The organism is Streptomyces sp. NBC_00057 (assembly GCF_045041165.1).
Lineage (GTDB): Bacteria > Actinomycetota > Actinomycetes > Streptomycetales > Streptomycetaceae > Streptomyces.
The window spans coordinates 419,048-440,206 of record NZ_CP108256.1 but is presented as its reverse complement, the minus strand read 5'-3'; the positions used below and the strand labels follow the sequence as shown (position 1 = coordinate 440,206).

Sequence of the window (21,159 nt, the reverse complement as noted above, 5' to 3'; positions counted from 1 at the left end):
GTGTTCTCGGCCGGGTGCGGACAGGCGCCGCCGGGGTCGCTCAGTACGACTGCAACTCGATGAGGTGGCCCTCGGGATCGCGCACATGTGCGGTGCGGAGCGTGGGGCCCCAGCACGGTCGGCCGCACGCACCGGCGACCGGTGAAGCGCCGTGTTCCAGACAGTGCGCCAGCCCGGCATCGACATCGGCGACCCGGCAGACGAACATCGAACGGTCCTGGGCGGGCGGTGCCTCGCCCGGCAGGCCCGCGGTCCCGGCGACGGCCGCCATCGCACCGCGGTCGAAGAGCACCAGCACCCTTTGACCGTCGGCGTCCCAGTGTGCGTACGGGCCGGACTCGCTGCCAATGGCCCGGGTCGCCCCGATCGGAGCGGTCAGCACCGCATCGTAGAAGCGGAAGCAATCCGTGAACCTGCTGACCAACAGGCGCGGGTGCAAGGCATCCATGACGTGCTCCAGTTAGTAGGTGAAAATTTCGGTCCTCATGTGCAGCGAGAGCTGGCGTCACGGCTCCGGATCGACCGGAGCGACATGGTCAAGATCGTGGACGATCTGGCGGTGGCCGGACTCGTGGACCGGGCTCGCGACACCACCGACCGCCGCCGGGTGACCGTAACGCCCACCCGGGCGGGCCGCGCGATGCTAGGGCGTGTTCCAGGTTCAGATCACTGTTGGGTCAAATCGCTCCGCCGGAGTGGCTCGGGACGGTAGACATCCGGGGTGACGCGAGGCGATCTGACGGATGCAGAGTGGGAGTTGTTCGAGCCGCACCTGCCGCTCGGCGTGAGCGGACCGATCCCTGACCTGCGTAAACAGTTGAACGCGGTGATGTGGAGGTTCCGGACCGGGAGCCCGTGGCGCGACATTCCCGAACGCTACGGGTCCTGGTCCACCGTCTACGGCCGCTTCCAGAAGTGGGCCCTTGCGGGCACCTTCGAGACGCTGATGGAGCGGATGATCGCCGAGGCGGCCCGGCGAGGACAGGCCGATCTGGACCTGGTCAGCGTCGATTCCACCGTCGCACGCGCGCATCACCACGCGGCCGGCATGGCCGTCGACCCCGAGCTCCTGGAGGAACTGGTGAAAGCCGCCGAGGAGGAAAAGGGGCTCCAGCAAAGGGACAATCCGCCCAGGTGACGGCCGAAGGCGACCCGGTCGAGGAAGCGTTACGTGCCGAACGGCGACGGATACGCCGCCGCCACAAGGCCCGCCTGAAAGCTGCCGCGTTGGGGCGCTCGCGGGGCGGGCTGACGGTCAAGACGCACCTGGCCACCGACCGGCGGTGCCGCCCGCTGTCGTTCGTGGTGACGCCGGGACAGGCGGCCGACAGTCCGCGTTTCGCCGGGGTCCTCGACCGAGTCAGGATCCGTGGGCCGGTCGGTCGGCCCCGCACCCGCCCCGGGGCCGTCGCCGCCGACAAGGCGTACTCCTCCCGCGCGAACCGCTCCTACCTGCGTAAACGCCGGATCCAGGCGGTGATCCCGGAGAAGAAGGACCAGGCCGCCCACCGCAAGAAGCGAGGCTCGAAAGGCGGCCGCCCCCTCTCCCACGACGCCGAGCTCTACAAGGAGAGGAACACCGTCGAGCGCGGCATCAACAAGATCAAGGAATGGCGAGGGCTGGCCACCCGCTACGACAAGACTCCTTCCAGCTACCTCGCCGGACTCCACCTACGCGGATCGATCATCTGGCTCCGGAGTCTCCGCCCCACGTGATCCGAACCTGGAACACGCCCTAGTGCCGTGACCGCATTGGTTCGCCGGGTTGGGAATCGTGGCGCTTGGATGTGCAGTGACGTCCGATCCGATGGCTGGGGGTGTGGTGGCTGAGCCTGTCCGTGTGCGCAGGTTGACCGACCAGGAGGGGCAGAAGCTGCAGCAGATCGTGCGCCGGGGCTGCACCAGTTCGGTGCGCTACCGGCGCGCGATGATGCTGCTGGCCTCGGCCGGCGGGAACCGGGTCCCGGTGATCGCGAAGCTGGTCCAGGCCGACGAGGACACCGTCCGCGACGTGATCCACCGGTTCAACGAGATCGGCCTGGCCTGCCTGGACCCTCAGTGGGCGGGAGGCCGTCCCCGCCTGCTCAGCCCTGACGATGAGGACTTCGTCATCCAGACGGCCACCACCCGCCCGGCCAAGCTCGGCCAGCCCTTCACTTGCTGGTCCATCCGCAAACTCGCCGCCTACCTGCGGAAAGTGCACGGCCGCGTAATCCGGATCGGCCGCGAGGCGTTACGGTGCCTGGTGGCCCGCCGCGGTGTCACCTTCCAGCGGACCAAGACGTGGAAGGAGTCCCCGGACTCCGAGCGCGATGCGAAGCTGGACCGGATTGAGGAGGTCGTGGGCCGCTTCCCGGACCGGGTCTTCGCGTTCGACGAGTTCGGCCCGCTCGGGATCCGGCCCACCGGCGGCAGCTGCTGGGCTCAGCGGAAACACCCCGACCGGCTGCCGGCCAACTACCACCGAACCCACGGTGTGCGGTACTTCCACGGTTGCTACTCCATCGGCGATGACACCCTGTGGGGCATCAACCGGTGCAAGAAAGGCGCCGCCAACACGCTGGCCGCACTGAAGTCGATCCGCGCCGCCCGGCCTGACGGCGCCCCAATCTACGTGGTTCTGGACAATCTGTCCGCCCACAAAGGCGACGACATCCGACGCTGGGCGAAGAAGTACAAGGTCGAGCTGTGCTTCACTCCGACCTACGCGTCTTGGGCGAACCCGATCGAGGCGCACTTCGGACCGCTGAGGCAGTTCACCATCGCCAACTCCAACCACCCCAACCACACCGTGCAGACCCGGGCCCTGCACGCCTACCTGCGGTGGCGCAACGCCAACGCCCGCCACCGCGATGTTCTGGCCGCCGAACGTAAGGAACGGGCCCGCATCCGCAGCGAGAAAGGCATCCGTTGGGGCGGACGCCCTCTTGAAGCTGCAGCCTGACCAGACGGGTGAATCTATGGTCAGAGCGTCAAGGACGCGTGCAATACATCAAACATGCCGCGAAGTTCGGTGGCGTCGATCGGATCGATTTCCATTTGCAGGTGACACACATCGTCGTCACCGTTGGGTGTCAGGCGCACGAAGAAGGCGAAACCGTCCCCGACAGGTTCGGCATTCAGCGTCAGCGGGTTGTTGCGTCCGGGAGTCACCGCCGCTGAGAAGCGGTGTCCCGACGGGGCGCAAAGCTGAGAGAGTATCCGCGCGGCGAAGTCTGCTGTTTCCTCGGCGGTGAGGTAGGCGGTGAAGTCGGCCTTCAGCCACGAGCACCAATTGGCGGTCACCCGCCAGTTGTCCCCGCCGGTGTGCACCAGTTCCAGCCAGCAGGTCCGCTACGTGTGCGGCCAGTGCCTGCGGTCCTGGCTCTGCTGCAGCTTCCACCTTCCAACCGCTCCAACCGCCGACCCGGCGGACCAATCCGGTCACAGCACTAGGTTCTGTTCTTGGTTGTGATCAATAGGCTGGCGATCCAGATCGTTGTGGCGCGAAGGTGGACTCCGGCGAGGTAGCTCTCAGGAGTTTTGTCGTACCGGGTGGCGATGCCGCGCCAGGTCTTCAGCTTGTTGATGGCGCGCTCGACGGTATTGCGGTCGCGGTAGAGATCCGTGTCGTGGGTGACGGGGCGACCGCCCCGGCTGCCCTTGTTCCTACGGTTCGCGGCCTGGTTCTTCTTCTCCGGGATGACTGCCTTGATGCGGCGTTTGCGCGGGTGGGCGCGGTTGGCGCGGGAGGAGTAGGCCTTGTCGGCGGCGACTGCGTCGGGCCGGGTACGGGGACGGCCGACCGGGAGTCGGACCCGCACCTTGTTCAAGTTAGGGACGAACTGAGGGCTGTCGGCGGCCTGTCCGGCGGTCAGGACAAGTGCCATCGGGCGGCAGCGCCGGTCCGCGGCGAGGTGGATTTTGCTGGTCAGCCCGCCGCGGGATCTGCCGAGCAGGGCGGCCCCCAGCCGGGCCTTGCGCTGTCGTCGGACGCGCCGGCGCTCGGCCCGGGCGGGGTCGCCTTCGCTGGTCTGCCCGTTCTGTTCCTCGGGTGTTCCCCTTTTTGCCGGACCGGCTCCTCCTGTTCGAGGGCCGCTTCCTCCAGAGTGGCCATGACCTCGTCGTCGAGGTGCATACCGGCCGCGTCCTGGTGAGCCCGCGCGGTGGTGGAGTCCACGCTGACCAGGGACATGTCGACTTCACCCCGTCGCGCGGCCTCGGCGATCACACCTTCCAGCAGGGCCTGGAAGACGCCCGCGTCCCGCCACCGGGCGAACCGCTGGTAGACGGTCTGCCAGGCACCGAACCGCTCGGGCATCTCACGCCACTGACTGCCGGTCCGGAACCGCCAGATCACCCCCTCGAACTGCTCACGCAGCCGCTCGGGGTACGGGCCGAACCTGCCAATCGGCAGGTAGGGCTCGATGAACGTCCATTCCTGGTCAGTCAGTTGCGCACGCGTCACACGAACGTCCTACCAGGCCGCCAACCCGCACGGGGCCAAAACCCGACTTTGATCACAACCGAGAACAGGCCCTAGCGGACCTGCAGGCCGAGGACCTGACTGTGCAGCGGGAACTCCTCGCCCCCCTGACCGGCCCCGAACAGGCGCAGCTGGCGACCCTGTTGAGACGAGTCCACGCCCATGTCCACGAAGGGCCCGAAGAACCGCGGTCAGGTCGCTGAGCGATTCCCCGAGTCCGGTGCGGCAGACTTTCCCGGGTGACCACAGCCGCGGCTCAGCCGCCTCGTGACCGTGCGCTCGGGCGCGGAATCTCCACCCTCATTCCGCAGGCCGCGACCGCAACTCCGGCCGAGCACGCGGCGGCCGTACTGGCGGCCATGCAGAGCGTTCCGGTCCGGGTGGGAGTCCTCCAGGCTGCCGCGGTGCTCCTGGAGGAGCGGGTGCGTGCGACGGAGGACGGCGCGGAGCGCGCGGCGGCAGCGACGACAGTCGCCATGCTGCGCAGCGCGATCGGCCAGGCCGGCTGAACCGAGCAGCCGCGCCGGGAGCCGGCCCGGTGACAGACCTGGGGAGTCGCTCATCAGCGCAGTACGTCCAGTGACAGCTGCCGGGGCGGGCAGGGTCTCGTTGAACACCACATCGAGTTGTACGGTGCCGCCGGGCACCCCGGGTGCAGTCCAGGGCAGCAGCATACGGCGGCCCGGAACCCGGCCATACGTCCAGATGTCCTCCGTCACCATGCCGGCCGCATCGATCCGGACGGAGCCACGGGCGGCGGCTGCAGCGTCCCGGGCGATCGTGTCGAACAGACCCGAGGTCCGGGGACCGTCCATGGCCCAGTCCTGAGGCACGACGAGGAAGTCCAGGTCGCCCGGTTCACGAGCCGCTTCCCCGAACCAGGTGGCCATTAACACGCTGCCACGCAGCACAAGATGCTTGCCCCACGGGCCGTCCGCGACGGCCGCGAGCACCGTATCCAGAGCAGTGCGCCGCGCCCCGTGCCAGGCCCGGCCCATCTCTTCGGCCTCACCGTCGAATTCGGGCTCCCCTGCCCGGTAGGGGTCTGTACAGCGGCGAACGGCTCTGACAAGATTTTCGTAGCCGTTGATCGTGCCTCGGTGTGGATCAGTTGAGCAGGATGCGGTGGCGGAGGAGGCGGAAGCCGGCGCGGCCGTACATCTGTCTCTTGATCAGTTTCGTCTTGGTGTTGACGCCTTCGGTTCCGCCGTTGTGGAACGGGAGGGTGAGTCCGTTGGTGACGGCGTCGTGGTCGCGTTCCAGGCCGCGGGTGAAAGCGTGCAGGTGGGGCAGGTCGTCCTCGCGGACCTGGGAGATCCACTCCTCGAGGTGTCGGGCGTTGTCGGCAGCGGGGGTGAGCAGGGCCGCGAAGGAACGGACGTGCCTGGCCAGGGCGGTCATCTCGGGGCAGGCCCCGGTCAGCTCTGCGCGGAGCTCGCGGTCCTTGTCCTTGAGCTGCTCGGGCTCGGTACACAGCAGGCCCTTGAGGCGGCGAGGTGAGACGGCGGGGCGGTCGGACTCGACGCGGCCCTGGTTGATGTAGCGGTAGAGGAGGTTCGAGCTGCCCTGGTAGCCAAGTTCCTTGATCTCATCCAGGAGCTGCCTGACGCTCACGGCGGGGTCCTCCTCGCGGCGCCGTCGCAGGTGGTCACGGTAGGGGTCGACCAGGGTGGGCCGGTACTGCGGGGCCTTCTTCAGTTGCTCGGGCTCGGGGACGCGGGCATATCGTTTGACGGTGTTCAGCGCCAGTTGCAGGCGGCGGGCGCAGTCCAGTAGGCCGACGCCCTGGTCGAGCAGGGCGTGGACCTGATGCCAGCGTTCCCGGGTGGTTTCCTCGCGGACACGGGCTTGGGAGGGCGGTCCGCATTTCGCCCAGCAGCCGGCGTGCGCGTGGACCTCCTTGAGGACAGCCTCCCCGAGGTTGTGCCACAGGTGCCAGCGGTCAGTGATCTGCGGCACCTGGGGCAGCGCGTCGGTGACAGCCTGCGCGTAGCCGGCCGCGCCGTCCCGGCAGACCGCCTCGACGCCCGGATGGGCACGTAGCCAGGCCGTCAGAGTCTCGGCCTTGCGGTCGGGCAGGACCTCCACGCGTTCGCGGGTCTCGGCGTTGATCAGGATCGTGGCGTAGCGGTGGCCGCGCCGCAGTGCGAAGTCGTCCACACCGAGAACCGCGGGCACCGCCGAGGTGGGCAGGGGGATGCGTAACAGGCAGGTCAGCATGCTCGCCCACGACAGGGTCTGGTGCAGATGGACCAGCAACCGGGCCCCGGCTCTCCCGGCCAGGGCCGTCGCGACCGACGCGATCACCTTCTGCAGGGCGGGGGTCCGCCGCTGGTAGCGCACCGTCAGCCCGGGGACCTGCTCGACGAACGTGGTCTTGGAACAGTCCGGGTTCTCGCAGTACAAGCGGCGCACCGACACGTCGATCACCACCGGTCTCCCGCCGATCGCCTCGTCGGCGACATGCCGCACGTACCGGCTGTGCTCCCACGCCGATTCCTGCCCGCAGCCCGGGCAGATCACCGAGACCCCGGCGGCAGTCCGCACCGTGATCCTGACCAGGCCCTCGCCTGCCTCCACCGCCTCGACCAGCACCGAAGCCAGGTGGGGAAGCAGCGCCGTCAACTCGACATCACACGCCACCAGCCTCCCCCACCAAGGCACTTGCCGAGGCCGATACCGCAAAGTCGATCAACGGCTACGAAAATCTTGTCAGAGCCGTTCACACACCGTACAGACCCCAAATTAGGGTCAGTCTCGATCAAACCCGGAATGGTTCATGGGGGCGTGTTCGGTGCGGTTGTTCGGAGGGGGAGGGGTGTGTGAGGTGCGGGTGTTCCGGCTGGGCTGCCGGTGCTTCGCCGTCCGGCTCTTTTTGGCGTGGCAGGTGTGTGGGTTGTCGGGCATTGGCCGGGTGGGTGTGGGCATCCGGGACCGGGGTGTCCCGGCAGGGGGTGCGTAGAGCGGAACCCCGGCCCGATTCCGGCGGGCAGGGGTTCCGTGTCACGCGGGTGTCTCGATCACCGGCTTTCGTAGCCGTCTTCGTAGCCGTCTTCGTAGTGGCGCGCGAGCACCCGGAAGCTGCCCACGACGCCGTCGTGGACGAAGACGCCGCCCCGGACGTGGCCGGGGAACACGCCGTCGCTGGAGCTGTGAGGTCCGACGGTGGCGATGGGGGCGCCGTTGTCGCAGGTGACCCCGCGGAAGACCTCGATGGTCCTGCGGCTGTCGTTGCGGATGTTGAGACTGTTGGAGCCGAGGCCGCTGACCACGGTGATGCAGCCACCGGGGTCGTCGCTGTAGGTGCGCTCGTTGATGTGGATCCGACCCTCGTAGTGGTCCCGGTCGTCATAGCCTCGGTCGTCGTCGTAGCCTCGGTCGTCGTAGCCTCGGTCGTCGTTGCCCTTGCCTTCGTTGCCCTTGCCGGCGTCGCCGCCGTCGAGGGCCGAAACGGGGGCGGTGGCCTGCTGGGCGACAGGGGATGCGTAGGCCGGCTCGGTGGTGGCGGCCGAGGCGTAGGTGATGCCGGTGGCGGCCAGTGCCGCGGCGGCCGCGATGGCTGCGGTAACGACGGTGGAACGGGTAACCATGTCACTTCTCCTGTCTCAGAGAGGTCGGCCGAGCAGCCGGCCTGTGATTGAACGTAGTGACGGTCCCCATAGCTGTCATATCGGACACGTTGAAGGGTTGGCGCCGGGGCGCCGATCGGGGTACACGAGACACCTATATGCGATTGAAGGGTAATCGGATGAGTTGTCAATTGTGCTTATTTGTAGTCTGGTTGGTGCATCATTAGTCTTTCCGGGCGACTTTCTGACGCCTGCTCACCCCTGGTGGCAGCGTGTCTTTGTTGACACTGCCCGGGCGGGGGTGTGCGCCGTCGTCCTGAATGCCCGTCACTAATGGTCCCGCCATCCTGACCTGCGGTGACGGCCCGTAGAGCCATTGCCGGGCCCCGACGCGCGGCCGGTCCCTCGGAATCGATGCCGGAGTTGAGTCAGAACCAGAACTCGCGACAACCAGTTCCTGCGGAAGAGGGGGATCTCGTCGCTGAGTGACAGTCGCTCCCATGACTCGACGTCAAAAGCCGCATGACAGCAGCGTCCGGGCATGCCCATGCCCTGTGGGCGCCGAGGCACCCAAGCAGGGGGTTTTCGGACACCCTGGGGGATCAGTTGGTGTCGGGGGTTCGTACGTGGCTTCTGCGGTCTGTCGCACGGGTACGGACGAGGACGAAACCTTCCCTCTTTGTCCAGAAGTCCAGAAGCCCTGGAAAGGAAACACGTGTACACCCCGTCCCGAACCGAATCGTCGACCGGCCCACCGGCCCACCGGCCCACCGGCCCGATGCGTCCGAGCATCCGCTCGTAGGCGCCTGGCTGCTCAGCACCGTCGCCATCGTGGATGTCTCCGGTCGCACGCTCGAACACCCCCTGGGACAGCGTCCGACAGGACTGATCACCTCCACCGCGGACGGCCACATGTCCGTGAGCATGCTGCGCGTGCCACGGCGGTGGCGTTACCGAAAAGCGCGGACCTCGCAGCAGCCGAACCGGTGAACAGCATTGACGGAGCGCAGGAAATCTCCACGTCCTCAACGAGAACTCCTCCTGGTGCGAGCCGCGTTTCAGCCGGTCAGCGAATTCCATCGTGCCAGAGGGAAGCCGGCAGTTGTTCCAGGATGTGATCTCTTCGGTTCCGGTTCGGCCCCAGGGCGGGGGCCGGTGCTGCTGTGATGACCGCACGGTCCTGGCGGCGATGGTGTTGGTGGCGGCCTCGGGTTGTATATGGCGGCAACTGCCGCCGGTCTTCGGCGTATCCCGGTAAACGGTGCAGCGTGGCCTTACCGACTGGTCGGCGGCCCGTGCTCGGGCCAAGCTGCACAGGATGGTGCTGGATCAGCTCGGCGCTGACGGGGACCTGGACTGGTCGCGGTGCGTGAACGAATCGATCAGCGTTCGGGCGGTCGACGGGGGCCCTTGACGGGAACGAATCCGACCGATCGAGGCAAGAGCGGATCGAAGAGCTTCGCCTGTCGGGATTTCCGTGACCTGCTGGTGCGCGCTCGCATCCAGCGCGGTGGAGCGATCGTGCTGGTCTGGGACAACGGCCACATCCACGTGGCCACACGGCTGCGCGAGTTCATTGCCGCGAACGCCGACTGGCTCACCATGTTCCAGCTGCTCACCCAGGCACCCGACCTGAACGCGCAGGATGGCCTGTGTCCCTGGTCAAGCGCGACGGCAACCTCGCCGCCGCCGACCTGGGCCGGATCACGCCGGCCGTGAAGCGCAAGCTCAAGATGCTGCAGCACCAACCCCACATGATCGACGACTGTCTGAGCGGCGCCGGCCTGGTCCTGGACCGCTGATCGCGTCGAACGTTCGTCGAGGGGCTCCTGCGTCCGCGCGCGCCCCATGCGCGAGGATGCACGCTATTCGCACCAACCGGGCCAAGAGGAGGCGCACTGTGGGAGAGCCGGAACCAGTCGACCTGATTCATTTGGTGAGCGCAGACGGCGACCGGTGCATCGTTCGCGTCACTGGGCGTCACCAGCCCGGCATTCTGACCGGGCATGACACCCTGCGCGCCGATGTCCTGGTGTCCACCAGCTTTCTCGACGCACGCCTTGAGCTCTACCTCTTTCAGGAGGACCTCTCCTCCTGGAAACACGAGTTGGAAGGGCTGGTTCCAGGGAGTGAGGCGGGAATCGGCGGCGGCCGGGGGCTGGAGCTCGGCATTCGACTCAACGAGGATCAGTCCATGTGCGTGACGATCCACGACCCCGACCGGCTCTCCACATTCTTCTGGATCCAGCCACAGGCCGACTGGATCCAGGACCACAGAGGCCGACTGGACCGACTTCGGCAGGTCTGGCCACGCGAGGTCATCGAGACCGCTCCCATGGTCTACGAATGGAGCCCGGACCGTATGAACTGAGCATCTACGGCACGGCCGGCGCCTGGAAGTCCCGCCCCCCGTGCGGCCCAACCACCGGCCGGGCCGCGCGCGGGAACGAGGGAACTCGGGCAGTGTGGGAGGCGGAGCCCGCCCGGGAACCCTTCGCACGCCGACCGGGCGGGCCTTGTCATCGCCGCTGAGGTGCATCTTTCGCGGACAGGCTGCCCCAACCGGTCACCTGTCGCACCGCCGACCGCCGACCGCCGATGAACCAGCCTTTTCAAGCCACTTGCTCGGCGCGGGCGTCGGGCCTTGTTGGGCAGAACTGCTCTGCCGCTGCCCGACCTCCGGTCAACTCTGCGGCGTCCTGCCTGCAGCACGTATACTCGGCCCCCGCTTCCCCTCACCGGCGGAAGGCGCCCGTACCCCCCGACAGAAAGTTCAACATGAGTTCCGCAGACAGGTCCGAGGCACCGATCTACGCCAGACTTGTGGAGGAGCACGGGGATGTTCCGGCCGAGACCCGCCGGGTGGCCGAGCAGACCTTGCGCGAGGCCGACCGCGCGATCGACTTCAGCGACGTGCGCCCGCCGGTGGCATTCCGCTAGCTCGGCACACGAGTCCCTCGGCCAACTTGAGGGCCGCGATGGGCCCCATGCACTTCGCCGGCCAAGTGCGACTGTTTCGAGAGTGTCAGTGGTCCCCGGCGTGCTGCTGCCCCATGACCGCCTCGCCGGACAGCGCTCACCCGGACCTCGCGCCAAGCATGTACGAGATCGTCAGGGCCCTAACCCGCCGTTCGTCGCATGGTGAGGGCCAGGTGGACCTGCAGCGCGTGGTCGCCGTGGCGCCACTGTGGTCCGAGCAGCGCCGAGATCCGGTCGATGCGCTGATAGAGCGTGTTGACGTGGACGTAGAGGGCGGTGGCGGTACGGCTCAGGTTGCCGTCGCAGGCAAAGTAGGTGAGTGCGGTGCGTACCAGGTCGCTGCCGCGCGTCTTGTCGTGCTCCACCAGCGGGCCGATCGTGCGGCGGATGAAGCGGTCCAGTTCGTCGCGGCCCGCCGGGCCCAGCAGTATGCCGTGGATGCCGAGGTCGTCGCGGCAGGCACCCTCGCCGGCGCGGTCCAGCGCGACCAGTACGTCCAGACAGCGGGCGGCGTCGCGGTGTGCCTCGACGACGGCCGTGGCACCGGGTGCCGCACGCTCCGCACCGACCGTGACGGGGTGTCTGATTCCGGCAGTCAGCAGTTCGGCGAGGGCACGGGCGGCGCCGCCCGGGTCTTCGACGGCGGGCAGGACGACGACGGTGCTGCCACCGTACTCGCCCGCGATGCCGCCGAGCCGGGTGGCATGGCCGCCCGCCAGTTCCGTGATGCGGCGCCGCCTGCCGTGGTCCCCACCCCGGGCCACCAGCACCACATGGTCACGCTCCAGGTCGAGTCCGACCAGCGCGGCCCGGCGGCGCAGCCCTTCGGTGTCGCGGTGCGGGGCGCCCAGCAGGTCTTCGAGGATCTCGCCGCGCAACCGGTGCTCGGCTTCCGCGACCGTACGTTCACCGAGCAGCATGAGGGCGGCTGCCTGGGCGGCCCTTTCCAGGGCGTGGATGTCGGAGGCGTCGAGTCCGCCGCGTACGAGCAGCAGCGTGCCGAGGTGTTCGTCGGTGGCGACGATAGGGGTGACACAGACGGTTCCACGTGATGCGGAGCTGCGGAGGTATCGGGCCTGCGCCATCTCCCGTACGAGGGCCGCCGGTTCGGGCGGTGCGTCACCGGCCGAGGCGAGCGGCCGGTCCTGGGCGTCGAGGACGAGGACGCTGCCGCGCAGCACGTCGGCGAGAGCCGTGGCCAGCCCCGTCGGCCCGCCCCCGTCGAGCGCGACGGCCGTGAGCCGCTCGTGGACGGCGGCGCTCTTGCGGACCTCTTCGAAGAGAGTGGCGTTCTCGATGGCGAGGGCGGCATGGTTGGCGAGCGAGATGAGGAGGTCGACCTCGTCGGGCGAGAAGGGCCGCACCCGGCGGTTGGCGGCGAACAGCACCCCGTACACCTGGTCGCCGAACTTCAGCGGCACGCCCTGGATGGCCACCAGCCCCTCGGCGCCGATGACGCCGTCCACATACGGGGTGTGCTCGAAGCGGGCGTCGTTGGGGTAGTCGGCGGTGTGGTACGGCACGGCGGTCGCGGCGACCAGTCCGCCGAGGCCGGTACCGGCGGCGAGCCGGCCGGTCTTGAACCCGTCCGTCGTGATGCCGTCGGTGACGCGTACGTATGTGTCGCCCTCCTCCGGGTCGGAGAGCAGCAGGTACGCGACATCGGTGCCGATGAGGGTGCGGGCGCGGTACACGATGGCCTGGAGGACGTCCTCGAGGTCGCGCAGCGATGCGAGGTCACCGGCGGTCTCGTAGAGCGCGGCAAGCGCGGCCTCCCGGCGGCGGTGGGCCGCGAACCGGGAACGTATCGCCAGTGCTTCGTCGATGAGCGGCGGTTCGGCGGCCACGGCGCGGAACGCCGTCTCGTCGGCCTCCTCGCGCAGCAGGCGGAGCAGAGTGCCGGTGGTTGTTGGTGTCGTCGTCACCGGGCAAGTGATACCGCACCGTTGCCGCCGTGCACCCCGGGCGGCGGAGAGAATCTCCACTCATCGGCCGTCGACGATGTGGCACACGTCCATTTCCCGCAGGGCGGTGCACGGCCAACCATGACCTCGTCCGTCTCCGTACCCCCCGACTTCCGACTCCGTTCACTGAACGGATCCCAGTGAAGGAGAGCGCACGTGAAGTTCCGCTCACTGCGGGCCGCCGCTGTCACCCTGGTCGCCGCCCTGGCCGCGGCCCTGGGGCTCACCGCCCCCGCCCACGCGGGCGAACCGGGCCTCCCCCGGCTCAACATCACCGACACCTACGTCACCGGAATCTCTTCCGGCGGATTCATGGCCTCGCAGCTCCAGGTCGCCTACTCCGGCACTTTCAAGGGCGCGGGCGTCGTCGCCGCAGGCCCGTACTACTGCGGCAAGGGAGGCATCGTCGTCGGCCTGGTCGCCTGCGGCACAGGTCTGATCTCCACCGACCCCGAGGGCATCGAGCAGATCGCCCGCCGCTGGTCGGCCGAGGGACGGATCGACCCCGTATCGAACCTGGCGGGCAAGCCCGTCTACACGTACCACGGCACCCGGGACCCCGTCGTCCCGACCTCGGTGAGCGACGAAGGGGTCCAGTTCTACCGGGACTTCGGGGCCCGGACCGCGTACCACGACACCGATCCGGCAGGGCACGGCTGGCCCACCCCGAACGCCCCGCTGAGCTGTGGCACCACGTTCTACCCGTTCCTGATCAACTGCCGCAACGACCCGCAGGGCGAGATGCTCGGCCACTGGCTGGGGCAGGTGAACGCGCCGGCCGCCTCGCAGTCGGGCACCGTCAGCCGGCACGACCAGAACCGATATGTGCCGGGCGGCCTGGCCCAGTGGTACAGCATGGGCAGCAGCAGCTTCCTCTACACGCCGGACTCCTGCGCGGCTGGGGCCGCGTGCAAGCTGGTCGTCGCACTGCACGGCTGCATGAGCGACAACAAGTTCGTGGGTGACCGGTTCGCCCGTGAGTCCCATCTCAACGAGTACGCCGACACCAACAACCTGGTGATCCTCTACCCGCAGACCGACATCAGCCTCCTGCGCGGCAACCCGGAGGGCTGCTGGGACTGGTGGGGGTACACGGGCAGCAACTACGCCCAGAAGTCGGGGCCGCAGATGCGCGCCATCCTGAGCGAGGTGCATGCGCTCGGCGGCTGACCGGATCGAGCGGGACATGTACGGAGCGGGTGATCGGCTGACATGCAGTCACCGCCCGCTCCGCCCCTCCTGGCACGGATTGCATGCGGCAGGTGCTACAAGGGGGGTGCCAGTGCGGCCCGGCGAGGCGGCGGGACCTGCCGCACGATTTCGCCCCGCCGGATACCCAGCGGGGCGAAGTCGTGAGACCCGAACTGACCGGCGGGGTCTGTGGTCAGGCATGGCCCTCGCGACGGCGGCGGATGCTATGAGGCGCGGGCTGCCGGGCGCGGCTCCGTCGTCCTGCCGAGCGGCGCCGCCCGCGATGGTGCTGGTCTCGCCGTGCTCCGCCTTCCGCCTGGCTTCGGCGATCAGCGCGGCAGGTCGGTTGATCCCTGCCTTGACCCCGGTGTCGACGATGGGTTTGCCGTCGAACCGTGCCTTCTCGCGTACCTCGACGTCATGCGCCCGGATGACCGCGTCGGCAGCGGTGATGAGCGCCGGATCGAGCCTCTCGAACCCGGCTGAGTCCTGCGTCTCGACGTCGAGCACCACGCCCTCGGCGCGGGCCGCGGCTGCCAGTGACTCGGCGGCCATGTAGGTGTTTGCGATGCCGGTCGGACATGACATGACGGTGACGATCCGGAAGGGTTCGTCGGCCGTTGCACCGCTGTCCGAGGCAAGGCAGTCCGCTGTTGCCCGGCAGCTGCACGGCCGCCGCGCCGTGGGCGACCGCCGCGGCGAGCGCGGCCGGGCCTTTCCCACCCGCGGCGAGGAAGCCTGCGAGGGAGGCGTTGCCCGCTCCGACGTTGCCGCGGACCGTGTCCACCCGGGCGCTGCCGAAGTATGTACCCGCACCGTCGACCAGCAGCTGCCCGTCCGCCCCGAGACTGGCCAGAACGGATCGGGCACCGTGCTCGCGCAGCTCCTCAGTCGGCTTCACCGCGTCGCCCACCGTCGCCGACGGGCGACCGCCGGCCTCGGCGAGCTCCTCCGCGTTCGGCTTGACCACATCCGGGCGCTCCCGCAGCGCCGCGCCGGAGGTCTCGAGGGCGATCCGGGCCACCAGGTCGGCATATCACTGCGGGGGCAGCCCACGGGGCAGACTGCCGCAGCAGGCGATCCGGTCCGTGGTGGCCGACCGGGTCTGTACGGCATCCAGCAGAGCCTCCGCCTCGGCCACGGTGATCTCCGGGCCTACCGCGTTGAACTTGGTGAGCATGCCGTCGGGTTCGACGAGCGTGACGTTGATACGGGTGCTGCCGGCGATCGGTACTCCGATCGCCTCGATGCCGTGTTCGCCGAGCAGCCGGGCGAGCAGTGAGCCCTCAGGCCCGCCGAGCGGTGCGACAGTGATCGTACGGCGTCCGGCTGCCGTGGCCGCGCGCGAGACGTTGATGGATTTGCCGCCGGGGTCGACTCGATCGTCCGTGGCCCGCAGCACGGCACCGCGGGCCAGCCCGGGCATCTCGTACGTACGGTCCAGGCTTGGATTGGGGGTGACGGTGAGGATCACGCGCGTACTACTTCCGTGCCTTGGCCCTCGATGGCGAGGGCATCGTCGGAGCCGAGTCCGGTGTCGGTGATGAGTAGATCGACCTGCGCGAGGTCGACGAAGCGGGCGAAGTGTTCCTGGCCGAACTTGGCGGCAGTCGCCGGCCGGGCCCGATTTCCCCGGGGTGGCCCGGCCCGGCGACGACGGTGTGCCCATCGAACAGAGCACGGGCCTGCCCGTACGAGAGGCGGGCGAGCTCGGTGTCCGGGCATGCACCGCGAGGACTGACAACCTTGCCGGGGCGACGGAGGAATGTCCGACGGGTGTCGTACGGCACGCGGTGCCGTTGCAGGAACTCACTCTCCAGCCCTCTCCTTGGTGGAGGTGTTCATGGAACTCACCCGCGACGTCGTGGACTGGTTCTCGGCGCAGGCGCACCATCAGGGGGTGCTCAGCCGGGGGCGACTCGGATCTGCACATGAGCGACATCCGGCGGGTGCGCAGGGTGTTCGCCGACAGCACGAACATCGGTCATGTGTCGGACGACCAGATGGGCTTCCGTGCTCCCGGTTGGTGTGGCGCAGCAAGATGGCCGCTATGGCGCGGTGAGGGCGGCGTGGTCGGCTTGTTGGGTGGTTGACCGGCTCGAGTCGCTGTGGGGGACGCCACTCACTCAAACCGGGCAAAGTGTGCCACTCTATAGATTGTGCAATTTTCAACTATTGATCAGGGGCAAGGCCGGGCGCCATCGTCACTGGGCCTGCGGCCGCCGCTGACGCGACTCGTCGAAGCGATCCGCCGCGGTTGGGGATGGCATGCCCTGGTGCATGGCGCCAAGAACCTGATCGCGGCGCTGCTCGCCTGGGAGGTCGCCACTCTCTGGATCCAGGGGGAGCGACCGTATGTGGCTGTGGCCACCGCTTTGCTCATGGTCAATGCCGCGACGGTGTACCGCTCTGTGGCGCAGGCCGCGCGGAGCATGGCCACCCGGGCGGCGGGAATGCTGCTGGCTCTCGGCACCGTGTGGCTGCTGGGATCCACCGCCGGGAGTATCGCGGGCATCCTGGGGATCGCCCTGGTGGCGGCCGGGAGCCGAGCTTCCGACGGCCGGCTCCAGGTCGCATCGACGGCGGTTCTCACGCTTGCCGCCGCGGCTGCGGCTCCGGTCGGGCACGTCGTTCTGACGGCGATCGCGGCGCTGAGCGGCGCGGTGGTGGGCGTTGTGGTGAATGCGCTGATCATGCCGCCGATACATCTGGACGGATCCGATGACGCGGTTCGAGACCTCGCCCGAGTCATGGGGGCATTGCTGCGCGACATGGGCCACGGGCTGCGGGAGCGGCAGCATGCCGCCCGCGCGCACGGCTGGGTGGAGGACGGCAGGGGTCTGGGGCGGCGGGTCGCGGACGCGCGCGAGCGCGTGCAGCAGGGGCAGGAGAGTCTGCGCTGGAACACCTGCTGGGCGGTGCATCCGCAGCGTCGGCCTGTGACTTACGGCGACATGCTCAACACATTGCATGGCGTATCTCTCCAGGTGCGCGGAATTGCTCGAACGCTGGCCGACAACGTGGACGACACCCACACCGACCACCACTTGGGACAGCAGTTCCTCGATCGGTACGCCGAGATGCTCAAGTTGGCAGGGCAGGCAGTCGAGGCGTTCGTCGAGGTCGACAGCGCAGCCCGCCCGGCGGAAGCTCGTGAGGGACTGCGTGCAGCGATCGACCGTGCCCGGGCGTGGCACGACACCATGACCGACCTCATCAGCCGGGGCGCGTTGGTCAAGCCGGGTGCCTGGCATGTCTACGGATCCCTTATGACCGACGTGGAGCGTCTCCTGGTCGATCTGGACCATGCCGACAGGCTCTGACCTCCCGGCATAGTCCGAGGACGTGTCCTGCGCGGCAGGGTGTCAGGCGGCGTGTGGAAGCAGCGGCGGTACCCCAGCCGGATTTGGGTGTATGAACTCCGCCAAGTGGGGCGACCCACTTGGCGAAGCTGCTGGCCAGGGAGGCATGGGAGCAGGCCAAACCCGCCGTGCTCGCCTTCCTCGGCCTGCCCGCGGCGGCCGACGAGCACCTGGCGGTGCGGGCCGTGCTGCTGGACAACACCGACCGTGAGGTGGCCGGACGTCTGCCGGACAACGCACAGATCGTCTTGGGCGACGACGGCCGACTGAACTTCGCCGTCCTGGAGCCGGAGCCCGAACCGGCTTCGCTGCTGGACCTTCGGGCGGCGGTGAACGCGATGCTGCCGCGCGTGGACCTGCCGGAGGTGCTGTTGGAGATGTTCTCCCGGACCGGCGCCGACCAGGCGTTGACCTCGTTCACCGGCAGCGAGGCCAGATTGAACGACCTGCACGTCACGATCGCCGCGCTGCTGGTCGCCCATGGCTGCAACGTGGGATACATCCCGGTCATCGGCGGCGTCGACGTTCTGAAGTACGGGCGGCTGTCCCACATCGACCAGACGTACCTGCGGCTGGCTACCTACCGGGCGGCGAACGCCACGCTGATCCAGACCCAGGCGTCGATCCCGCTCGTGCAGGCGTGGGGCGGCGGGCTCGTGGCCTCGGTGGACGGGACGCGGTTCGTCGTGCCGGTACCGAGTGTGTACGCCAGGCCGAACCCGAAGTACTTCGGCCGCCGGGGCGGCGTGACCTGCCTCAACATGATCAACGACCAGCCGGCTGCTCGGCGGGAGGGGCGTAGCCGGCACTCCGCGCGACTCGCTGTACGTGCTGGACGTCCTGTACGACTGCGCCGGCGGCAAGCGCCCCGAGATGGTCGTCACCGACACCGCCTCGTACAGCGACATCGTGTTCGGGCTGCTCGCCCCGGCTGGGTACGCCTACGCGCCGCAGCTGGCGGATCTGCCGGACCAGGAAATGCGGCGGATCGACCGCGCGGCTGACTACGGCGCCTTCCAGGACGCGGCCCGCGACCGGATCGAGCTTCCGGTGCCGTCCGCGCCTACGACATGATCCGGATGCTGTCGCGCGACGGCCGGTTCACCCCGCTCGGCGACGCCATCGCGCACTACGGCCGGATCGCCGGGCTTGATGCTCAACGCCCTCGTCCTGTTCAACACCCGGTACATGGACGCCGCCGTCACCCAGCTACGCGCCGACGGCTTCGAGGTGCGCGACGAGGACGTGTCCCGCCTCTCGCCGTTCGTGCGGCATCACATCAACATGCTGGGCCGGTACTCTTTCCAGCTCCTCGATCTGCCCGGTGGCCTGCAGCCCTGCGTGATCCGGCTGCGGTCGATGCGGAGTAAGGCTCAGCCCAGGACCAGGCCGACATCGGCAGGCGGGTCAGCCGAGACGGAACCGTTGGTGACCCTGGTTCCTTCGGCTGGCGGCCGAAGTCTCATCCGCGCTTGTGGAGGTACGCCTCCAGCTCGGCGGCCCCGGTCAGCATCGCCCGCCCGCGGACGGACAGCCGCCCGCGCCAGTTGCACAGTGCGGCCTCCAGCGGCTCCAGCCCGCCGGCTGCCCGCACCTGGGCGATCAGCGGGGCGATCTGCTCCAGCAGGTAGCCGCCCCGCCTGAGCTGGTGGGCCAGCCGGGCGTCCCGCACGTCGGCCTCGTCGTAGACGCGGTACCCGGTCAGCGGGTCGCGGCGCGGGCGCACCAGCCCGGCGCGCTCCCATTTGCGCAGCGTCGCGGGCCGGATTCCGAGCTTCCCTGCCAGCGGCCCGATGAACGTGCCGCCGGGCCCAGTGTGGGCTCCAGGTCACGGAGGGCGCTCTCCACGGCCTGGAGGGTTCGGCGGTCGTCGAGGAGCTGGGCGTGACTCTCGTCGATGAGGCGGAACGCCTCCTCGGCCGCGCCCTCGTTCACCGCTAGCTTCTCGGCCTTCTAATGCGGCCCTGGCGAGGAGAGGGCACACGAGAAAGGCGGGGTTGAGCATGAGGGCGGCAGGTTCCGCCGCAAGCACCTGGTCCCGGCCCCGGAGGTGGAGGTTCTTGCGGATCTCAACGAGCTTCTGGCGGCGATCGATGTGGCGGAGGACGCTCGGCACATCCCGGCCGTCCTACCTCGATCGGTTTCGACTTCGAGCAGGAGCGGTCGCTGCTGGCGCCGCTGCCGGCAGGTCCCGCCCCCGGATGCCGCTGCCCGAGAGCGCCCCGGAGGACGCGCTGTTCGACGAGGCGTGCCGGGACCTGCGGCTGCCCGTCTTCCGCGAGCGGTTCGTGAAGTTGTCCGCCCCCGCCCGACGCGAGCAGTCCTCCTACAAGCAGTTCCTCCTTGACCTGCTGCAGGTCGAACGCACCGACCGGGATGTCCGTCGCCGGCAGCGGCTGGTCCGCTCGGCGCGGTTCCCACGGCCCAAGCGGCTGGAGGACTTCGATTTCGACCGCAACCCCAAGGTGCTGCCCGAGACGATCGGCAACCTCGTCCACGTCCTGGGTGCGTGAGGGCCGTCCGCTGGTACTGATCGGTGACTCCGGCGCGGGCAAGTCACACCTTCTGATCGGGGTTGGTACGGCGATCGCCGAGGCAGGCATGAGCGTCCGCTACACCACCACCTCCGCGCTGGTGAACGAACGCGCCGAGGCGCCCGCCGCCTGTCGTCCGTGATTGCCTGCTGCAGCAAGGTCGATCTTCTGTGCCTGGACGAGTTCGGGTATCTGAACCGGGACAAGAAGGGCGCGAGGCTGCTGTTCCAGATTTTCACCGAGCGCGAGGAGTGCAAGGCGACCGCGGTGGCCACTAACTCCCCGTTCGCCGAGTGGGACAAGATCTTCGCCGACCCGCGGCTCTGCGCGGCCATCGCCGACCGAATCACCTTCCGCCGCACGCTGATCCAGACCGGCGCCGAGTCCTACCGATTCCAGGCCGCCGAGTCCGAACGGCGGACTCAGCCCTGAGCGGCGACGCCCTCACGATCGGACCTCGTCGAGGAGTGGCATCCAGGCAATGGCAAGCTGACGAACATGACTTCGACGATCCGGCCCGAGCCAAGGCGCGCGGCCACAACAGTGGCCGGGCGTCGCCTGTTCTTCCTCGATTTCGGCGGCCCGGGACACCCGCTGCTCGCCCTGCACGGGCATTTTGGGGAGGGCCGCACCTTCACGCATCTGGCCCGGGAACTGGGCGACCACTGGCGGATCATCGCTCCTGACCAGCGCGGGCACGGCTACTCCGACCGCCCCGCCGATTTCTCCCGCAACGGCTACATCCAGGACGCAGCGAGCATCCTGGAAAACCTGGGCATCAGCGATGCTGTCGTGCTCGGACACTCACTCGGAGGCGTGAACGCCTACCAGTTCGCCGCCCGGCATCCCCACCTCGTCCGCGCTCTGATCATCGAGGACATCGGCGCCGAGGTCGATGACGACCTGTCCTTCAGCCTGTCATGGCCGCACCGGGCACCGACACGGACAGGGCTGCTGGAAGCACTCGGTCCATCAGCCAGCTACCTCACCGACGCCGTCCGCGAGTACCCCGACGGGTGGGGCCTTCTTCAGCCCGCAGGACATGAACACCTCACAGCAGCAGGTCAACGGTGACCACTGGAACGACTGGCTCGC

The 21,159-nt window shown here is 68.6% G+C and carries 17 protein-coding genes and 8 pseudogenes; 14 read left to right on the top strand and 11 right to left on the bottom strand.

Features of this window, described 5'->3' with window-relative positions; all coding sequences use genetic code 11:
• Nucleotides 1-40: 40 nt before the first annotated feature.
• On the bottom strand, nucleotides 41-448 hold the full coding sequence (locus OG953_RS02250) for a VOC family protein (RefSeq protein ID WP_405682155.1): 408 nt from the start codon (nucleotides 446-448) through the stop codon (nucleotides 41-43).
• Between OG953_RS02250 and OG953_RS02245 the strand changes: the two genes are divergently transcribed.
• The 3 genes and pseudogenes from OG953_RS02245 (at nucleotide 434) to OG953_RS02235 (ending at nucleotide 2,944) form a co-directional block, all read left to right on the top strand.
• Nucleotides 434-712 carry a MarR family transcriptional regulator gene (locus OG953_RS02245; RefSeq protein ID WP_405682154.1) on the top strand — a complete coding sequence of 93 codons (279 nt, stop codon included), beginning with the start codon at nucleotides 434-436 and terminating at the stop codon, nucleotides 710-712. The genes OG953_RS02250 and OG953_RS02245 overlap by 15 nt on opposite strands.
• Nucleotides 713-721: 9 nt before the next feature.
• Nucleotides 722-1,716, top strand: a pseudogene (locus OG953_RS02240) (IS5 family transposase).
• 106 nt (nucleotides 1,717-1,822) lie between these two features.
• Nucleotides 1,823-2,944, top strand: coding sequence for an IS630 family transposase (locus OG953_RS02235; protein WP_405682153.1), 1,122 nt, complete (start codon nucleotides 1,823-1,825; stop codon nucleotides 2,942-2,944).
• A 20-nt stretch (nucleotides 2,945-2,964) separates the two neighbouring features.
• On the opposite strand, the gene OG953_RS02230 is transcribed toward OG953_RS02235, so the two are convergent.
• Together OG953_RS02230 and OG953_RS02225 are read right to left on the bottom strand one after the other, a co-directional pair.
• Entirely contained in the window at nucleotides 2,965-3,285 is a 321-nt protein-coding gene (locus OG953_RS02230) for a hypothetical protein (RefSeq protein ID WP_405682152.1), read from the bottom strand.
• 146 nt (nucleotides 3,286-3,431) lie between these two features.
• Nucleotides 3,432-4,447, bottom strand: a pseudogene (locus OG953_RS02225) (IS5 family transposase).
• A 257-nt stretch (nucleotides 4,448-4,704) separates the two neighbouring features.
• On the opposite strand from OG953_RS02225, the gene OG953_RS02220 reads away from it, so the two are divergent.
• The gene (locus OG953_RS02220; protein WP_405682150.1) at nucleotides 4,705-4,974 is read left to right on the top strand and encodes a hypothetical protein; all 270 of its coding nucleotides are present in this window, start codon (nucleotides 4,705-4,707) and stop codon (nucleotides 4,972-4,974) included.
• 90 nt (nucleotides 4,975-5,064) lie between these two features.
• On the opposite strand, the pseudogene OG953_RS02215 reads toward OG953_RS02220, so the two are convergent.
• The 3 genes and pseudogenes from OG953_RS02215 to OG953_RS02205 all read right to left on the bottom strand — a co-directional run.
• A pseudogene (locus tag OG953_RS02215) lies at nucleotides 5,065-5,463 on the bottom strand (nucleotidyl transferase AbiEii/AbiGii toxin family protein); the annotation flags it as partial.
• A 109-nt stretch (nucleotides 5,464-5,572) separates the two neighbouring features.
• Nucleotides 5,573-7,081: an ISL3 family transposase gene (locus OG953_RS02210; protein ID WP_405691570.1), complete on the bottom strand. Its 1,509-nt coding sequence runs from the start codon at nucleotides 7,079-7,081 to the stop codon at nucleotides 5,573-5,575.
• A 404-nt stretch (nucleotides 7,082-7,485) separates the two neighbouring features.
• On the bottom strand, nucleotides 7,486-8,055 hold the full coding sequence (locus tag OG953_RS02205; RefSeq protein ID WP_405682148.1) for a hypothetical protein: 570 nt from the start codon (nucleotides 8,053-8,055) through the stop codon (nucleotides 7,486-7,488).
• Nucleotides 8,056-8,556: 501 nt separating this feature from the next.
• Between OG953_RS02205 and OG953_RS02200 the strand changes: the two genes are divergently transcribed.
• From OG953_RS02200 to OG953_RS02185, 4 genes are all read left to right on the top strand, one after another.
• The gene (locus OG953_RS02200; protein WP_405682147.1) at nucleotides 8,557-9,024 is read left to right on the top strand and encodes a lipocalin-like domain-containing protein; all 468 of its coding nucleotides are present in this window, start codon (nucleotides 8,557-8,559) and stop codon (nucleotides 9,022-9,024) included.
• A gap of 662 nt (nucleotides 9,025-9,686) precedes the next feature.
• Complete coding sequence (locus OG953_RS02195; RefSeq protein ID WP_405682146.1) at nucleotides 9,687-9,836, top strand: hypothetical protein; 150 nt, start codon at nucleotides 9,687-9,689, stop codon at nucleotides 9,834-9,836.
• 56 nt (nucleotides 9,837-9,892) lie between these two features.
• Nucleotides 9,893-10,405 carry a DUF5959 family protein gene (locus OG953_RS02190; protein ID WP_405682145.1) on the top strand — a complete coding sequence of 171 codons (513 nt, stop codon included), beginning with the start codon at nucleotides 9,893-9,895 and terminating at the stop codon, nucleotides 10,403-10,405.
• A gap of 407 nt (nucleotides 10,406-10,812) precedes the next feature.
• Complete coding sequence (locus tag OG953_RS02185) at nucleotides 10,813-10,974, top strand: hypothetical protein (protein WP_405682143.1); 162 nt, start codon at nucleotides 10,813-10,815, stop codon at nucleotides 10,972-10,974.
• 179 nt (nucleotides 10,975-11,153) lie between these two features.
• On the opposite strand, the gene OG953_RS02180 is transcribed toward OG953_RS02185, so the two are convergent.
• Nucleotides 11,154-12,938, bottom strand: coding sequence for a helix-turn-helix domain-containing protein (locus OG953_RS02180; RefSeq protein ID WP_405682142.1), 1,785 nt, complete (start codon nucleotides 12,936-12,938; stop codon nucleotides 11,154-11,156).
• A gap of 195 nt (nucleotides 12,939-13,133) precedes the next feature.
• On the opposite strand from OG953_RS02180, the gene OG953_RS02175 reads away from it, so the two are divergent.
• Entirely contained in the window at nucleotides 13,134-14,147 is a 1,014-nt protein-coding gene (locus tag OG953_RS02175) for a hypothetical protein (RefSeq protein ID WP_405682141.1), read from the top strand.
• A gap of 48 nt (nucleotides 14,148-14,195) precedes the next feature.
• On the opposite strand, the gene OG953_RS02170 is transcribed toward OG953_RS02175, so the two are convergent.
• From OG953_RS02170 to OG953_RS02160, 3 genes and pseudogenes are all read right to left on the bottom strand, one after another.
• Entirely contained in the window at nucleotides 14,196-14,756 is a 561-nt protein-coding gene (locus OG953_RS02170) for a PTS fructose transporter subunit IIB (protein WP_405682140.1), read from the bottom strand.
• A 64-nt stretch (nucleotides 14,757-14,820) separates the two neighbouring features.
• Nucleotides 14,821-15,642: pseudogene (locus tag OG953_RS02165) on the bottom strand (1-phosphofructokinase family hexose kinase); the annotation flags it as partial.
• Nucleotides 15,639-15,782: pseudogene (locus OG953_RS02160) on the bottom strand (D-beta-D-heptose 1-phosphate adenosyltransferase); the annotation flags it as partial. The pseudogenes OG953_RS02160 and OG953_RS02165, both read right to left, overlap by 4 nt.
• Nucleotides 15,783-16,444: 662 nt before the next feature.
• Between OG953_RS02160 and OG953_RS02155 the strand changes: the two are divergent.
• Both OG953_RS02155 and OG953_RS02150 read left to right on the top strand, forming a co-directional pair.
• The gene (locus OG953_RS02155; RefSeq protein ID WP_405682139.1) at nucleotides 16,445-17,491 is read left to right on the top strand and encodes a hypothetical protein; all 1,047 of its coding nucleotides are present in this window, start codon (nucleotides 16,445-16,447) and stop codon (nucleotides 17,489-17,491) included.
• Nucleotides 17,492-17,585: 94 nt separating this feature from the next.
• Nucleotides 17,586-18,841: pseudogene (locus OG953_RS02150) on the top strand (Tn3 family transposase); the annotation flags it as partial.
• Between the two features lie 151 nt (nucleotides 18,842-18,992).
• On the opposite strand, the pseudogene OG953_RS02145 reads toward OG953_RS02150, so the two are convergent.
• Nucleotides 18,993-19,468, bottom strand: a pseudogene (locus OG953_RS02145) (MerR family transcriptional regulator); the annotation flags it as partial.
• 65 nt (nucleotides 19,469-19,533) lie between these two features.
• Between OG953_RS02145 and OG953_RS02140 the strand changes: the two are divergent.
• The 3 genes and pseudogenes from OG953_RS02140 (at nucleotide 19,534) to OG953_RS02130 (ending at nucleotide 21,138) form a co-directional block, all read left to right on the top strand.
• Nucleotides 19,534-20,206 (top strand): annotated as a pseudogene (locus OG953_RS02140) (ATP-binding protein).
• Entirely contained in the window at nucleotides 20,203-20,496 is a 294-nt protein-coding gene (locus OG953_RS02135) for an ATP-binding protein (protein ID WP_405682138.1), read from the top strand. The pseudogene OG953_RS02140 and the gene OG953_RS02135 overlap by 4 nt, the downstream one beginning before the upstream one ends.
• 66 nt (nucleotides 20,497-20,562) lie before the next feature.
• The gene (locus OG953_RS02130; protein ID WP_405682137.1) at nucleotides 20,563-21,138 is read left to right on the top strand and encodes an alpha/beta fold hydrolase; all 576 of its coding nucleotides are present in this window, start codon (nucleotides 20,563-20,565) and stop codon (nucleotides 21,136-21,138) included.
• Nucleotides 21,139-21,159: the final 21 nt, after the last annotated feature.

Coding starts and splice junctions, on each gene's coding strand:
- OG953_RS02250 (WP_405682155.1), bottom strand. CDS start 448: ATGGATGCCTTGCACCCGCGCCTGTTGGTCAGCAGGTTCACGGATTGC.
- OG953_RS02205 (WP_405682148.1), bottom strand. CDS start 8,055: ATGGTTACCCGTTCCACCGTCGTTACCGCAGCCATCGCGGCCGCCGCG.
- OG953_RS02200 (WP_405682147.1), top strand. CDS start 8,557: ATGACAGCAGCGTCCGGGCATGCCCATGCCCTGTGGGCGCCGAGGCAC.
- OG953_RS02190 (WP_405682145.1), top strand. CDS start 9,893: ATGCACGCTATTCGCACCAACCGGGCCAAGAGGAGGCGCACTGTGGGA.
- OG953_RS02185 (WP_405682143.1), top strand. CDS start 10,813: ATGAGTTCCGCAGACAGGTCCGAGGCACCGATCTACGCCAGACTTGTG.
- OG953_RS02170 (WP_405682140.1), bottom strand. CDS start 14,756: ATGTCATGTCCGACCGGCATCGCAAACACCTACATGGCCGCCGAGTCA.
- OG953_RS02130 (WP_405682137.1), top strand. CDS start 20,563: ATGACTTCGACGATCCGGCCCGAGCCAAGGCGCGCGGCCACAACAGTG.